Origin of the sequence: Streptomyces griseiscabiei, from assembly GCF_020010925.1 — a bacterium.
GTDB lineage: Bacteria > Actinomycetota > Actinomycetes > Streptomycetales > Streptomycetaceae > Streptomyces > Streptomyces griseiscabiei.
Map to the genome: position 1 here is coordinate 3,506,163 of NZ_JAGJBZ010000002.1, position 14,889 is coordinate 3,521,051.

Genomic DNA, 14,889 nt, shown 5'->3' on the forward strand with positions numbered 1-14,889 from the left:
GTGCGTGTTCACAGTCCACTCGATTTCTTGCGCCGCACCAGCGTGACGAGAACGGGTGCGCCGACGAAGGCGGTGACGACACCCACGGGGATCTCGCCGGGGCGCAGCACGAGGCGGCCGAGGATGTCGGAGACCAGGAGCAGGCTCGGGGCGAGGAGGATGCTGTAGGCGAAGATCCAGCGTTGGTCCGGGCCGACGATCCAGCGCGCCACGTGCGGCACCATGAGTCCGACGAATCCGATGGGCCCGGCGATCGCGGTGGCGCCACCGGCAAGGAGGGTGAGTGCGATGACCGCGAGCACACGGGTGCGTGTCAGCCGGACCCCTTGGGCGACCGCCAGCTCGTCACCCAGAGCCAGTGCGTTGAGCGGGCCCGACACCGCGAACGCCAGGACGAATGCCACCGCGAGGAACGGCAGGACCGGCCACACCACGTCGAGCGGGCGCCCCGCGATCGACCCGGCGTTCCAGTTCCGCATCGCGTCGAAGGCGTCGGGGTCGGTCAGTTGGAGCGCCTCCCTGGCGCCGCCGAGCACGGCGCCGACGCAGACCCCGGCGAGCACCATGACCACCGGCGAGGAACCCTGCCGTGTCGATCCGAGGACGAGCAGCAGGAGCGTGGCGATCAGGGCCCCCGCGAACGCGAACCACATGTAGCCCCGCGGGTCGCGGACGCCGAGCAGGCCCACGGCGACCGTCACCGCGAAGGACGCGCCGGCATGGACTCCCAGGACACCCGGATCGGCCAGGGGATTGCGGGTGAGAGCCTGGATCAGCGCGCCCGACAGGCCGAGGGCGACGCCGACGACCAGACCCACGATCGTGCGCGGCAGCCGGAAGTCGCGGATCGCGTACTGGTCGATGTCGGCCGAGGAGCGGAACAGCGCGTCCCACACCACGGACGGCGCGATCGCCGTCGACCCGATCATGACGCTCAGCACCAGCAGTACCACCAGCGCCACCAGTGCGACGACCAGGCCGAGCAGACGACGACGCGGTCCGGGCACCGTCACGGTGCCCGGACCGTCGTGCCGCAGGGCGAGGGCTGTCACCGCTTGCCGGGGAGGGTCGCCAGCGCGCTGTCGAGCGAGTCCAGGTACCGGTTGACGGGCCCGTAGGAGTTGTTGCCGGGGCAGAAGACTCCCAGCGCCCGGCCGGAGCCCACGGCAGGCAGCGCCTTCCAGGTGTTGGTCTTGACCACCGGCCCGAACGGCTCCGTCGGCCGGCCGTCGGCGCCGACGGGGTAGGTGATCACGTCGTACTCGGACAGCTCACCGATCCGCTCGAACGGCAGGGACTCGTAGGCCAGGGGGTCCTTGCCCTCGGCCGCCTCGGGGAGGTCCAGGCCGATGTCGTCCCGGGCGATCTCGGAGCAGCCGATGTCCGCTATGTAGAACGTTCCCGGATCGCTCCAGTCCCCGCGGGAGACGTCGACGAACGAGGTGTTCCTGATGGTGTCGGCGTAGGTCTTCTGGATCTTGGCGACCTTCGACTTGAACTCCGCCTCCTGCCGGCTGAGCACATCCGAGACGTTGCCGGCCTCCGCGATCGCTCCGGCGAAGGTCTTCCACTCGGTGTCGAGCCCCCAGTACACGGTCGGGGCGACCGTCTCGAGCTTCTTGCCGACCTTGTCCCAGTCATTGGAGTGGAACTGGACGAGGATGAGGTCCGGCTTGAGGGCGGCGAGCTTCTCGACGTCCACCTCACCCCCATTGCTGCCGACGATCTCGGCCGCCTCGTACGCGGTCCGCTGTTCCTCCGGCAGCACGTCGAGGTCGGACTCGGACACCTCGGTGACGCCCACCGGCTTGCCACCCAGATCGATGAAGGGGAGGTTCGTGTTGCCGATCGTGACGATGCGCCGGGGATCGACGGGAACTTTGACCGTGCCGTTCTCGGCCTTGACGCTGCGGGTCTCGGCGGCCTTGTCGCCGGTGTCGTCGCCGTCACTGCCGCAGGCGGTGAGGACGAGCGACGCGCTCATCAGTGCGGCAGCGAGGGCTGCGCCGCGCCTCGGGGCGTTGCTCATGGGTGCTCTCTTCTTTTCTCTTCTTCTCGGTGTGGAGGGGGTCAGTCGGAGGCGGGGCGGAGGAGTTCCTGGACGGTGACGCCCAGGCCGACGGTCCGCGCCGCCCCGCGCGTGAGGCCGGCCCGGGCGATGACGGCGTCCAGCTCCGCCGCGGTGCGAAGGCCGGAGCCGTGGCAGACCAGACCGATCAGGTCTTCCTCGCCGTCGTGCTCGTCGAGTTCGTCGGTGTCGATGACCTCCTCGATCAGCAGCACCCGTCCGCCGGGGACGAGGTTCTCGGCTGCCCGGCGCAGTGCGTGAGCGGCGTCGGCGTCGGGGAGGGTCTTGAAGGCGCGGCTGATGAGCACGGCGTCGGCTGCCGGGCCGGGCTCGAAGACGGACTGCTCCAGCACGCCGACCCTTGTGCGCTGCCGCTCGTCGGGGATCGTGGCGGGCAGGTCGCGGCGCAGCCAGTCGGCCTGGGCGGGCAGGGCGCAGATCGTCACCCGCAGGCTTTCGTAGGCCGCGACGTACTCCCGGGCATGAGCGCCGGCACCACCGGAGTGGATCACCAGGTGCCCGACTCCGTCGAGCAGACCGGACGTGGCGATCGGTTCGGCGAGGGCGGGCTGGAACTTCGCCAAGCGCTCCAGATGACGGTCCTCGTAGTCCTGTTCGGCTCGTACATCGGCAAAGGTCTGGCCGGTGACCGAGGCGTAGGCGGGCCGGCCGGTGCGGACCGACTCCGTGAGGCCGTGGATACCGAGCATCTCGCGACCGACCACCCCGGCGGAGTGGAGCCGGTCGGCGATGAAGTCGAGCGTGAGGACGTCGCCGACCGGCGTCAGGGCGTAGTGACCCTGCTCGGTCTCGGTCACCACGTCCAGGGCGTGCAGGTAACGCAGCAGCTTGCCCAGAGCGCGCGCGTCGGCGCCGACCTCGGCGGCCAGTTCGGTCACGCCGGCCACGCCGCGGGAGAGCAGATCGGGAACGCCCAGTTCGACGGCGGTGCGGAGCGCGATCGGCGCGACGAGCCCGGTCAGGTCATGGAGCTTCTGGAACGGGGTGACCGTCCTCTCCGGGTCGGGTACCGCCCCGTCGGACGCCAGAGCGACGACCGCGGAGCGACGCCAGTAACCGGCGAAGTCGATGTCCTCCTTGGGCACGCCACGGTCCTCGACCAGGTGCCGGCGGATGTCCCGGACGGCCTTGTGCTCGCCGGCCAGCCACACGAACGCCTGGCCGGACCACCACCGCGCACCGCGGACGGCCTCGGTGAGCGGCGACACGGTCCCGGTCGTCGCGTCGGGGCGAACCAGCCATGTCACGTCGACCCCGGGCGGTTCGCGCAGCTCCTGGCGGTGGGCGTCCTCGGCGATCTCGATGAACACCTGCGCCCGGGTGTCGGGCGGGAGTTCGTCGAGAAGGCGGCCGATCGCGGGGAGCGCGGTGTCGTCGCCTGCCACGAGCAACCAGTCGGCGCCGGTCGGGAACGCCTTGGACGTGCTCGGGCCGCTGAGGTGGATCCGGTCACCCGGCCGGGTGCGATGGGCCCACGTCGTTCCCGCGCCCACCCCGTGCTTGACGAAGTCCACGTCCAGCTCGCCGGCCTCGGGGTCCCACCGGCGGACCGTGTAGGCCCTCGACAGCGGTCGAGGCCCCTTGGGGACGGTCAACCTGGCCTCGCCCTGGACCGGGAGCACCGGATCGCGCCGGCCCGGGTACGGGAAGTAGAACGCGAGGTCGTCGTCGAAGCCCGGGGACTCGAAGGCCGGCCGCACGAAGCCGTCCGCCGTGGTGAACGCGCGCAACTGTTCGCCGCTCAGCGTGATCCGCCGCATTCCCGGGGTGATGTCGACGGTCCGGACCACTTCGACCTCACGCAGGGTCGGCGGGCGCACGGTGAGTCGGCGCGAGGTCTTGGGCATGCGGGAACTGACCTTTCCGGTCACTGCGAGGGCAGGAGTCGCGCACCGGCTTCGGGAGGGCGCGCACTGCTAAAGTTAGGCAAACCTTACCCACAATGGTGTGCGCAGACTGCCGCATGGTTAGGACATGGTGGATCCCTCCTCCCTCGCCGCAGGTGCCGGCGACCCGCCGCCGATTCCGGCCGCGCGGTTGGATTCGGCGGACGCCCCCGCTCGACCGCTGCTGCTCTGGGTTCGCACCGGCGTGGCGCGACTGCGCCCCGACCGCGGGCCGTTGCTGTGCCTCAAGGCCGGCGAAGGCGCCTGGATCCCCGCAGACGACAGGGGGGAGCGGGAGATCGTCACTGAGCCGGGTACGGTCGCCTTCCCGCTGTGGCCCCACGCCGGAGTCGGCGCTCGGGGGCTGTCGGAACTGACGCGGTTCGACGTTCCCAGTGGCTGGCAGGACTGGTTGATCCAGCTCTTCAATCTGCAGGTCACTCCTTTCAGTGGCCGCGGGTATGCCCCCGAGGCGATCGAGGAACTCCTTCGGCGCCCCGGCTCGCGCTCGTCGGCACCCGGCGAAGTCAGGCGAAACCAGGGCTCGGAGAAGTTCGCCTCGCCTGCGATGCCGCGAGCCCTCGGCGCCGGAGCGGTCGCCGAGGAACTGGTTCGCGACCCCGCGCTCGACCTCACGGTCGAGCAATGGGCATCGCGGGTGCTCTCCAGCGCGCGCACCCTGCGCCGTGACTTCCTCGCCGACACCGGGCTCACGTTCGAGCAGTGGCGGCTGCACTGCCGGCTCGGCGCCGCCGTGGAGTTCCTCGCCGCCGGTTACGACGTGGACCAGGTGGCCGCCCGAGTGGGCTTCGCCAGCCGCAACGGCCTCACGCGGGCCTTCAAGGGACGTTTCGGACTGACCCCCCACGAGTTCGGACGGGAGATCTCCGCCCGACCTGGCGCCGACCGGCTGACGCAACGGGCGACAGCGGCACGGCAGACCGACGACCTGATCCGGATGATGCGCAGGACGGACACTCCCGCCGCGCCGGAGATGCTGCCCGCGGCCAGCACGCCGTCGCACACCAACGACATCCACGTCCTCAGCTGGATGTATCGAGGCAGCGGGTACCTGGACATCGGCGACCGACGCTACGAGCGGGAGCGAGGGGTGGCGACCTGGATCCCCGCGGAGAAGGAGCATGTCACCGGCCTCCGCGAGAACTCCGTCTCCCTGCCGCTGGGCAACGCGAGCACCGGCGACCTCCGACTGACCGTGCCGCTGCAGGTGCGGTTCTCGCCCGCGTGGGACGACTACTTGATGTTCTGCTCGATCAGCGCCCGGTCCGGACTGCGTCCCGACGACCACGACCCCCGCCACATCCTGGACCTGTTCGCGGAACAGGTCGCCGCGCAGCGAGCGCTGTCGGTGCCGATGCCCACGAATCCGCGCGCCCGTGGTGTCGCGATGGAGTACTTGCGCGGTATCGGCGAAGCCGGCGGGAAGCACGGTGGCGAGGTCGGTGCAGAGGCCGGTGCCGAGGTCGGTGCTGAGATCCACCGTGCCTTCCGTGACGAGACAGGGATGACCCTGAGTCGCTGGCGCTATGCCGCCCGCATGCGCATCGCTCGCGACCTGCTCGCCGGGGGCGCGCCACCGAGCGCCGTCGCCCGCCGGATCGGGTACGCCCACCTCCCCACGTTCAGCGTCGCCTTCTCCCGCTTCCACGGACTCTCTCCGCGCGACTACCAGCAGCGCGAGTCCGAGCGGAACCAGTACTGAGCCCGTTGCCGCGTCGTGGCCCTTCAGCCCCGCGGTGCCACGCGGATTCGGTTCCCGTCCGGGTCAGCCGCGAGGAAGGTCAGCCCGAACCCCGGATCATGAGGCTCGTGAAGGATCGTGACGCCCTTGGACTGCCACTGCTTGAAGATCGCGTCGACCTCGTCGGGTCCGCCGTCGGTGGCCAGGCAAACCTCGCTGGTACGCGGGACATCGGGCGACAGACCCTCGAACCGACCCGACCACAGACCGAGGTCAGCGCCTGGCCCGAGGTTGAAGGTGATGTAGCCCGGAGTCGCGAACGACGGCTTCATGTCGAGGAGGTCGCCGTAGAAACGAGCTGCAGCGGGAGCGTCGCTCACGTAGACGATGGACACGACGGATGTGGTCATGGCTGTTCCTTGTCGCAGGTCGAAGGTTCGTATCCACCAGCCTGGGCTGGATATGCGCCGCATCGTGTCGCAATTGCTGAAAAACTTGGTCGGTGACCCCCGACCGCTTCTTCTCCCTGATGCTGCTCCTCGCATCGAGGGATGCCGTGACCACCCAGGAACTCGCCTCGGCGCTCGGGGTGTCCCTTCGAACCATCACCCGGGACCTGAACTGGCTCCGCGACGCCGGTCTGCCGGTGACCGCGCAACGGGGCCGCCTCGGAGGGGTGACCATGCTGCCCGGGTCCGGGCTGGACCTCACGCGACTCACACCGGGCGAGCGTGATCATCTGTCGCTCACCGGGCTGGACGAGAAGCAACGTGCGGAGCTCGACGCATCCGCCGAAAGCCGGCGCGCACTCTCCAAGATCGGTGCCGCACAGTCACGTCGGGCTCATGAACTCCTGCCACTCACCGACGTGGTGCACGTGGACAGCCGCCCCTGGCTCCAGGCCCCTGCTTCCGGCACGACTCCGGCTGCGCTGCTCGGCCCGGTGCGGCGAGGTCGCCGACTGCGGATCGAGTACGACAGCCCACGCGAAACAAGCCCACGCGACCTGGTCGTGGATCCCTACGGACTGTTCGCCAAGGCCGGCGTCTGGTACCTCGTCGTCGACCGTGCCCGAGTGCCGCGGATGTACCGACTCGAACGGATCACGACGTGGAACGAAGTCGACCAGCCACGACGGATCCGCGAGAACCAGACCCTGGCCACCGTCGCCGCAGCGCTCATCGACCAGTGGGAGCACAACCATGCGATAGAGGTCAGCGCCACCGTCGACCGGACCCAGATCGAGCGAGCGCAACGGATCTTCGGCCGACGACTCGTCCGGGACGACCATGACGAATCCGCCACCGGCCACAAGGTGACGATCCGCTTCCTCAACCTGGGGGACGTGCGAGCACTCCTCCCGTTCGGGAGCACCATCACCGTGCACGGCCCCACCGAAGCCAGGGCTCACCTCCGTGACCTCGCCACCGACCTTGCCCACCACTACGCGCCACCGGGTCGGGCGAGCATGTGACTGCTGCTGATGGGTCCGGGGAAGCTCTGGACGACGCTTTCGGCTCACCTGCCCCGACATGCCACGACAGCCCGCACAAGCCCGGCCTGCGCGACCGTCCGGAACTCACGCGCTCCGCCATCCGCGCTGGCCTCATCGAACCCTGACACCGTCCCCCACGGTCGGAACTCTCGGGCGGGGCGAGCGCGTTGGCACTGACGAGGCACTTACATCAGACACCGGAGCGGGGAGGGGACGACGCATGGCACGCGGCTCGTCCACCGCCCCTCGCAGGGTCGGACATGGTCCGGCGGCGGCGCTCGCCGTCCTGTTCGCCGTTCTCACCGCCCTGTTCCTGCCGCCTTCGTACGGCGGTGCTGCCGAGCACCGTCCGTCCTCCTCCGTGGCCTCGGTGGTCGAGGGCCGCGTCACGGCGGCCTTCGAGATCACGCGGGCCGACAGCGGGGCACAGGCGGACGACGGGCACAGTGCGGCCCTGCTCCGCAGTCTCCGTGATGTTCCGGGGGAGCGGCCGACGCCCCCGCACACGGCCGTCGTCGTCGCACCGCGCGAGACGGTCGGCCCGCCTCGGCGCGGGCCCACGGACGCCCCGGCCCTCCTCGTCCCACCGGCTTCGGCCCCTCCGACGGGCTGTCACCAGGGGCGCGCACCGCCCCTTCCGCCAGGCACCTGAGCTTTCCTTCTTCATTTCCGTCGACCGCGGCCATGAGCTGCCGCGGTGTGCCTGCCGGAGGCCCCTTTGACCCGCGCCCCGCGTGTCCGAGGGCTGCTCGCCCTCGCCGCCGTCGCCCTGTCCCTCTTCATCGCCCTCACCACACCCGTCCACCTCGGACTCGACCTGCGGGGCGGCACACAGATCGTGCTGGAGACCCGCCCCACCGACACCACCGCCGCAGACAGCGAGGCCACCGACCGCACCCTGGAGGTGCTGCGCGGCCGCATCGACGCGCTGGGCGTCGCCGAGCCCACCCTCGCGCGCTCCGGCGACAACCGGATCGTCGTCGAACTGCCCGGTGTGCAGGACCCGGCCGAGGCCGCCGAGGTCCTCGGCCGTACCGCCCGGCTCACCTTCCACCAGGTCCTCGGCACGACCACCGCCGACGCCACCGACCGGAACACCGGCAAGGACAAGCGGCCGGGGCGAACGGTCCTGGCCGACGAGTCCGGCCAACTCCTGCGCCTGGAAACGGCCGCGCTGACCGGCCAGGACGTCAAGGAGGCCGCCGCCCGGCTCGACCAGCAGACCGGCACCGGATGGCATGTGACCGTCGACTTCGAGGGGGCCGGCCGTGACGGCTGGGCCCGTCTGACCGGCGGGGCCGCCTGCGCCCCGGCGGGAGACCCGGCCCGCCGCATCGCCATCGTCCTCGACGACAAGATCATCTCCTCGCCCCAGACCGATCCCTCGGTCCGCTGCGACACCGGCATCAGCGGCGGGTCCACACAGATCACCGGCTCCTTCGACGCCGACGAGGCCAAGGAACTCGCCCTGCTCATCAACGGCGGCGCCCTGCCCGTACCGGTGGAGAACGTCGAACAGCGCACCGTCGGCCCCACCCTCGGCGCCGAGGCCATCAAGGCCAGCGCCTGGGCCGCCGCGGTGGGCACCACCCTCACCGCGCTGTTCATCATCGCCGTCTACCGGCTCATGGGCGTCCTCGCCACCGTGGCCCTGCTCTGCTACGGCCTGATCTCCTACGCCGCTCTCGCCGCCCTGGGCGCCACCCTCACCCTCCCCGGCCTCGCCGGTTTCGTCCTGGCCATCGGCATGGCGGTCGACGCCAACGTCCTGGTCTTCGAACGGGCCCGGGAGGAGTACGCCGCCCAGCGGCGGCCCAGTCCCCGATCGGCGCTGACGGCGGGATTCCGGGGAGCCTTCAGCGCGATCACCGACTCCAACGTCACCACCCTCATCGCCGCCGGCCTGCTGTTCTTCCTCGCCTCCGGACCCGTGCGCGGCTTCGGCGTCACCCTCGGCATCGGCGTCCTCGCCTCCATGTTCAGCGCCCTGGTCATCACCCGCGTGCTCGCCGACCACGCGGCCTCCCGGCCCTCCGTCCGCCGCCGTCCACGCCTCACGGGCATCGCCAGGACCGGCGCCGTACGCGACCGCCTGACGCGCACACCACCGCAGTTGATGCGCCGGCCCCGCCGGTGGCTGGCCGCCTCCGCCGTGGTCCTGGCCGTCGCCGTGGCCGGGATCGGTGTACGGGGCCTGGACTTCGGGATCGAGTTCACCGGAGGCCGCCTCGTCGAGTACACCACCGCCACCCCGGTCGACCCCGACCGGGTGCGCGCCGCGCTCGCCGACGCCGGGTTCCCCCGGGCCGTCGTCCAGACCTCCGGCGACAGCGGACTCACCGTCCGTACCGACCGGCTGAGCGAGGCGCAGGCGGCCGCCGTGACCGACGCCGTCGGCACGCTCACCGACCACGCCGACAAGGTCCGTGACGAAGCCATCGGCCCCAGCCTCGGCAAGGAGCTGCGCAACGGTGCCCTGATCGCGCTCGTCGTCGCACTCGGCGCCCAGCTCCTCTACCTCGCGGCCCGTTTCCGCTGGCTGTTCGGCACCTCCGCCGTCGCCGCCCTCGCCCATGACGTGGTGATCCTCGTCGGCGTCTTCGCCTGGCTGGGCAAGCCCGTCGACGGCGTCTTCCTCGCCGCCCTGCTCACCGTCATCGGCTACTCGGTCAACGACTCCGTCGTCGTCTTCGACCGCGTCAGGGACCTCGCCCGCGTCGACCGCACCGCACCCTTCGCGTCCGTCGCCAACCGGGCCCTGCTGCAGACGCTGCCCCGGACCGTCAACACCGGCATGGGCGCCGCCTTCATCCTCACCGCCCTGGCGGTCCTCGGCGGGGACTCCCTCACCGACTTCGCCCTCGCCCTGCTCATCGGTCTCGCCGTGGGCACGTACTCCTCGATGTTCACCGCGACCCCCCTCGCCGTCGAACTCCACAGGCGCCGCTGACGCGTCGGGCGCGCGGCCGGTGCCGCGCGCCCCGTGGGGCGGCCGTCAAAACCGGTGTCCGGGCGGCGGAGCACGGTGATAGACAGTCGGCGTGACGAAGACTGAGGCCACGACCCCGGAGTTCCCCGCACTGCTGCGGCTGATCGAGGAGCGCTCCGCCGCGTTCCGGGCCGCGGTCGCCGCCGCCCCCGACCTGGCACAAAGGGTGCCGACCTGCCCCGAGTGGACGCTGCTGGACCTGGTGGAGCACCTGGGCTCGGTGCACCGCTTCTGGGCCGCTACCGTCGCCGCCGGCCCCGCCGACGCGCCCTTGCCCGAGGCGGCCCCGGACGCGCCCCGGGAACGCGCGGCCCTGCTGGCCTGGTCGGCCGAGTCCACCGGGCAACTCCTGGACGCCCTGCGGGAGTCCGGCCCGGACCGCGGCTGCTGGACCTGGTGGGGCACGTCGCCGTCGCCGCAGACCAGCGGCGCGGTCGCCCGGCACCAGGTCCAGGAGGCCGCGGTGCACGCCTACGACGCCCAGCTCACCACGGGGACCGGGCAGCCGCTGCCGGACGAGGCGGCCCTCGACGGTGTCGACGAGTTCCTGTTCACCTGCTGTGCCGGCACGGCCCCCTGGCCCCACGCGCCCGCCGCCCTCGACCTCCACGCCACCGAGGGCCGTTCCTGGCGCCTCACGCTTTCCGCCGACGGCACACGGGCCACCCGCCTGACCACCCCCGCCGCGACGCCCGCCGACGCCTCCCTGCACGGCACGGCGGGCGAGCTGGTCCTGGCCCTGTACGGCCGCATCCCGGTGGACTCCCTGAAGTCCGACGGCGACGGCCACCTCTTCGACCTGCTCCTGGCCTGGGACCCGGAGGAGGACGAGTAGGCCGTCGACGGGAGGGGACGCCACGGTGGGCCGGCGCGACGGGCGGCGCCGGCCCGCTTCACGCGATCGAGCCGCCCATCGCGTTCAGCGCCGCCTGGCAGGCCTGCTTCTTGTTGCCGTCGCGGTCGAACAGCAACGCGTTCTCCCCGCTGCGCCAGGAGTCGCTGTCGCGGATGCCCCAGACCGTGATGCCGGTGCGGCGCGGCACCTCCATGCACGCCCGGACCGTGTTCGCGTACGCGGACCCCGGTGCCTGCGCGATGTCCAACTCGGCGACATGAGCGCCGCCAGGCCCAGTACCGACGCCCGGCGTCGGCCGAGCCGTTTCCACTGGTTCATCGTTCTCCTCCCGCCGCCCCGTGCCCTGCGGTCGGCAACATCGGCCTACTCAGGCTGAGTTGAGTAGGCGCGCTCATGCCCGGCGGGCCCCGCCGCGGCGAGTATCGGTGCAGCGGCGCGGGCGAGAGGCGCCGATCCTGTCCAGTTCAGTTCGGATTTCTTGGAGTCACTCATGTCGCGTCGTACCGTTCTGTGCGTGGCCGTCGGTGTCGTCGTCCTCGGTGGCGCCGGTGCCCTCACCCTTGCCCACGCCGGGGACCAGTCGTCGACGCCGGCGCACAGCACGGCCCGCTACATCGCTCCCGACGGCGACCGTGACGGTTCGCTCACCTTCTCCACCGACGTCACGGAGTCCTCCGGCGTCAAGAGCGTGAAGGTGCTGGCATGGCCGCAGGACTCGTCCTTCGCCGAGGACAGGCCGACCGCCAAGGACATGGCCGGCGTGGACTCGGCCGCCTGTGAGCCCGCCGGAAAGGACACCGCGCACTGCACGTACCGCGTCGAGGTCACCGCCGCCGACGCGAAGTCGTCCCCGCGCGGTGCCTGGCACGTCGCCGTCCTGGTCACCGCCAAGGACGGCAGCACGACCCTGGACGCCGAGGCGGCCGACTTCACCGTCCGGTGATCCGTCCGGTGATCCATTCGGCGCGGGACCGAGACCGAGACCGAGCGAGAGCGCGGGTGTGGACGGCGGCACGCGCCCGCCCGCGCTCGCGCTCCCGCGCTCGCCTCATGTCCGCGTGCAGGCCGTCCCGTTGAGGCTGAACCCGCCCGGCGCGGCGAAGGTGCCGCTGTAGGCGCCCTGGAAGCCGAACGACTGTTTGCCGCCGGGGGAGATGCTCGCGTTGTGGGCCAGGCCGCTCGCCGTCACCGATCCCGAGGACGGGGAGACGGAGGTGTTCCAGGCGCTGGTGACGCTCTGGCCGGACGGCAGGGTGAAGGCGAGGCTCCAGCCGTCGACGGGCGATGAACCGGTGTTGGTGACGGTGACGTTCGCGGTGAAGCCGCCCTGCCAGACGTTCGTGGTGTACGCGACCTCACAGGCGCTGCCGCCGCCCGGACCGCCGGGACCACCACCGCCGGTGTTCACGCTCGAAGAGAAGGAGTTCACGGTCAGCCCCGTCCCGTTCTGCCAGGGCTCGAAACCGGCCTGAACGCTCGTCAGGTACCAGTTGTTCTGCGCCAGTCCGCGCGCCACGGCCTGACGGACGAAGTCCATCACGTCGAAGCTCCAGCTGCCGATCGCCGACGGTGCCACGAAGGACAGCACGTCATTGGTGCCGTTGCCGCCCGACCACACCTGCCAGGAGCGCCCGCCCACGGAGGCCGTGCCGACCTGCGAGCCGATCGGCTGGATCGGGCCCACCTTGTTGAACCAGATCATGATCTCGGTCCGGTTGACACCGTCGGTGCGGGGTGTCGGGTCGAGCCAGATGTCGTACGAGGCGTTGTAGACGGCATCGCCGACATAGCCGTACGAGATGCTGCTCGGCGCGCTGGAGATGGTGGAGAGCTGCGCCGGGAGGCTGGTTCCGGGGGAGCAGTTGGTGTAGTGGCAGCCGTTGAACAGGGACGGGTAGGACTTCGGCGCGCCGTTGGTGGGGACGGAGCCGTCGGCCCGGGTGAGCCGGAAGCCGGTGTCGGTGGCGGTGACGCACTGGGGGGCGTCGGTGCCCCAGCGGTTGTTCTGGACGACGTAGCGCCCCTGGACGACGGTCGAGCCGAACTGTTCGCAGACGGTCGTGTCGGCCTGGGCGGGTGGCGTGGCGGCGAAGAGTGCCGCGACGGTGACGAGCGCGGTGAGGAGCGCGCCCAGCGCGCCCCGCAGGGAACGCCCACGGGGAGCACGCGGAGGGTACGGCGACGGTCGCATGGGGGCCTCTTTCGGAGGTACGGCCGGGAGGTGGGGGTGGTGCCGGGCGCTCCCCGCATCCCCCGCCTTGGGAGCGCTCCCATTTCCGCTCTGCCCAGGACTGTAGAAGCGCGGCATCGCCCTGACAACCCTGTCGCGACGGTCCGGTTGCCCGCGCACCGGCCGCGGCGCACCGGCGGCGGCGCGCCGTGCGGAACGAGGCCGGAGAGTCGCCAACAGGGCTTCGTGCGCGCGGCTGTGCGCGCGACGCGGCCGTGCGCGCGACGCTGCCGGGCCGTTTTGGTCTGACGTACGAGCAGGCCGTCCGCCGCCTTCCCCGCCTGCCACACACCACCGGCGGAGCCGACGGACTGATGCAGCTGGGCGGCCGTGGCGCCGTCGCACGTGGGTGTGCCGAAGATGTATCCGCCGGCGCACTCCGGATCGGCGGGTGTGGCGACCTCCAACGGCCGACTCCGTCTCCTCCCGGTGTGCGATCGAGGCCGGGTTCGAGGCGATCGCCTCGGCAGGTACGGGTTCGGCGCCCCCGCGCAGCCATGCCTCGGCGACTTCGGCCACCGCCCGCGCGCAAGCCGGTGACCGCCTCGGGCGGCAACCCGTACGGAACCTCGCGGCCCGCCGGCTTCCCCTCCACGGCCCCCGACGACGCACGCTCGACCGTGCCCACCTACAGGGAGGGGCGACCGGCGCGGTTCGCGACGCCGCTCGCGGCGGGGAGCGCACCCGGGTCCGCCGCCCGACAGAGAACGCGGTCCGCGTCCCCGTGGACCGGACGGCGCCGCCGGACACCTCGCGCACCGACCACCGGCTTCCGGGCGCCGCCTCCCCCATGGCAGGATCCCAGGACCGCACACCAGGCCCAGACGTCCGGCACGTCGGGCCACACCGGAGGACCCGTCATGACCGCCACGTTCCACGTCCTGACCACCGGCTACGCGGACACGCGGGTGGCGGGGACCGTCACCCTGCTCCTCGACGGGGCGACCGTCGCGGTCGTCGATCCCGGGATGGTCGCCGACCGCCGACTCATCCTGGACCCGCTCGTGGACCACGGGCTGACCCCCGAGGACATCACCGACGTGGTCTTCAGCCACCACCACCCGGACCACACCCTGAACGCGGCCCTGTTCCCCGAGGCCCGCTTCCACGACCACATGGCCGTCTACCGCGACGACATCTGGGAGGACCGGGACGCCGACGGCCACCGGCTCTCCCCGTCGATCACGCTGATGACCACCCCCGGCCACACCGCCGAGGACGTCAGCACCCTCGTGACGACGGCGGAGGGGCTGGTGGTCCTGACCCACCTGTGGTGGACCGCGGAGGGGCCGGCGGACGACCCCTTCGCCCCCGACCGGGAGCAGCTCCGGGCGGCCCGGGAGAAGGTCCTGGCCCTGGACCCGGTCCTGATCGTCCCCGGCCACGGCGCCCCCTTCGCGCCCTCGGCCTCGACTCCGCTCTAGGGCCCTTCTGACGGATCTCCGCGGCGTCGCGACGCCCGGCACGCACCCTCGCCGCAGGCGCGAAGGGCCAGGTGGCTCCGCCACAAGACCCTCCACGCCGCACGCCGAGCGCACGCACCGAACGCCGCTCCTTCTCCCACGGAGATCCACCAGAAGGGCCCTAGGACCCGGCCGAGGACGCGCGGGCCCAGGGAGCCGGTTGAGCGGGTGGTGCCGTG

The 14,889-nt window shown here is 71.6% G+C and carries 12 protein-coding genes and 2 pseudogenes; 8 read left to right on the forward strand and 6 right to left on the reverse strand.

Annotated elements, in window-relative coordinates; translation table 11 throughout:
* Positions 1–8: 8 nt before the first annotated feature.
* From J8M51_RS32335 to J8M51_RS32345, 3 genes are read right to left on the reverse strand one after another with little or no spacing between them, the layout of a single operon-like run.
* Positions 9–1,052 carry a FecCD family ABC transporter permease gene (locus tag J8M51_RS32335; RefSeq protein WP_256964158.1) on the reverse strand — a complete coding sequence of 348 codons (1,044 nt, stop codon included), beginning with the start codon at positions 1,050–1,052 and terminating at the stop codon, positions 9–11.
* Positions 1,049–2,029, reverse strand: a complete 981-nt coding sequence (locus J8M51_RS32340) for an ABC transporter substrate-binding protein (protein ID WP_086754315.1) — start codon at positions 2,027–2,029, stop codon at positions 1,049–1,051. Before J8M51_RS32340 ends, J8M51_RS32335 begins: the two co-directional genes overlap by 4 nt.
* A 41-nt stretch (positions 2,030–2,070) precedes the next feature.
* A complete protein-coding gene (locus tag J8M51_RS32345; protein ID WP_086754317.1) occupies positions 2,071–3,936 on the reverse strand; it encodes an SIP domain-containing protein in 1,866 nt (621 codons plus the stop codon).
* A gap of 127 nt (positions 3,937–4,063) precedes the next feature.
* Here J8M51_RS32345 and J8M51_RS32350 point away from each other — a divergent pair, with 127 nt between their 5' ends.
* The gene (locus J8M51_RS32350; RefSeq protein ID WP_086754319.1) at positions 4,064–5,698 is read left to right on the forward strand and encodes an AraC family transcriptional regulator; all 1,635 of its coding nucleotides are present in this window, start codon (positions 4,064–4,066) and stop codon (positions 5,696–5,698) included.
* A 23-nt stretch (positions 5,699–5,721) separates the two neighbouring features.
* On the opposite strand, the gene J8M51_RS32355 is transcribed toward J8M51_RS32350, so the two are convergent.
* Positions 5,722–6,087, reverse strand: coding sequence for a VOC family protein (locus J8M51_RS32355; RefSeq protein ID WP_086754321.1), 366 nt, complete (start codon positions 6,085–6,087; stop codon positions 5,722–5,724).
* Positions 6,088–6,179: 92 nt separating this feature from the next.
* Between J8M51_RS32355 and J8M51_RS32360 the strand changes: the two genes are divergently transcribed.
* From J8M51_RS32360 to J8M51_RS32375, 5 genes and pseudogenes are all read left to right on the forward strand, one after another.
* On the forward strand, positions 6,180–7,151 hold the full coding sequence (locus J8M51_RS32360; RefSeq protein WP_086754323.1) for a helix-turn-helix transcriptional regulator: 972 nt from the start codon (positions 6,180–6,182) through the stop codon (positions 7,149–7,151).
* A 74-nt stretch (positions 7,152–7,225) separates the two neighbouring features.
* Positions 7,226–7,297: pseudogene (locus J8M51_RS46155) on the forward strand (DNA-binding response regulator); the annotation flags it as partial.
* Between the two features lie 95 nt (positions 7,298–7,392).
* Positions 7,393–7,824, forward strand: a complete 432-nt coding sequence (locus tag J8M51_RS32365) for a hypothetical protein (protein ID WP_086754325.1) — start codon at positions 7,393–7,395, stop codon at positions 7,822–7,824.
* 66 nt (positions 7,825–7,890) lie between these two features.
* Positions 7,891–10,122, forward strand: a complete 2,232-nt coding sequence (gene secD / locus J8M51_RS32370; protein ID WP_086754326.1) for a protein translocase subunit SecD — start codon at positions 7,891–7,893, stop codon at positions 10,120–10,122.
* A 91-nt stretch (positions 10,123–10,213) separates the two neighbouring features.
* Positions 10,214–10,996 carry a maleylpyruvate isomerase family mycothiol-dependent enzyme gene (locus J8M51_RS32375; RefSeq protein WP_086754328.1) on the forward strand — a complete coding sequence of 261 codons (783 nt, stop codon included), beginning with the start codon at positions 10,214–10,216 and terminating at the stop codon, positions 10,994–10,996.
* 61 nt (positions 10,997–11,057) lie between these two features.
* On the opposite strand, the pseudogene J8M51_RS32380 reads toward J8M51_RS32375, so the two are convergent.
* Positions 11,058–11,273: pseudogene (locus tag J8M51_RS32380) on the reverse strand (endo-1,4-beta-xylanase); the annotation flags it as partial.
* A gap of 234 nt (positions 11,274–11,507) precedes the next feature.
* On the opposite strand from J8M51_RS32380, the gene J8M51_RS32385 reads away from it, so the two are divergent.
* On the forward strand, positions 11,508–11,960 hold the full coding sequence (locus J8M51_RS32385) for a DUF5707 domain-containing protein (protein ID WP_086754332.1): 453 nt from the start codon (positions 11,508–11,510) through the stop codon (positions 11,958–11,960).
* Between the two features lie 105 nt (positions 11,961–12,065).
* Here the strand turns inward: J8M51_RS32385 and J8M51_RS32390 are convergent, their stop codons facing one another.
* Entirely contained in the window at positions 12,066–13,208 is a 1,143-nt protein-coding gene (locus tag J8M51_RS32390; protein WP_086754334.1) for a GH12 family glycosyl hydrolase domain-containing protein, read from the reverse strand.
* 899 nt (positions 13,209–14,107) lie between these two features.
* Here J8M51_RS32390 and J8M51_RS32395 point away from each other — a divergent pair.
* Entirely contained in the window at positions 14,108–14,671 is a 564-nt protein-coding gene (locus tag J8M51_RS32395; RefSeq protein ID WP_086754336.1) for an MBL fold metallo-hydrolase, read from the forward strand.
* The last annotated feature ends 218 nt before the right edge of the window (positions 14,672–14,889 follow it).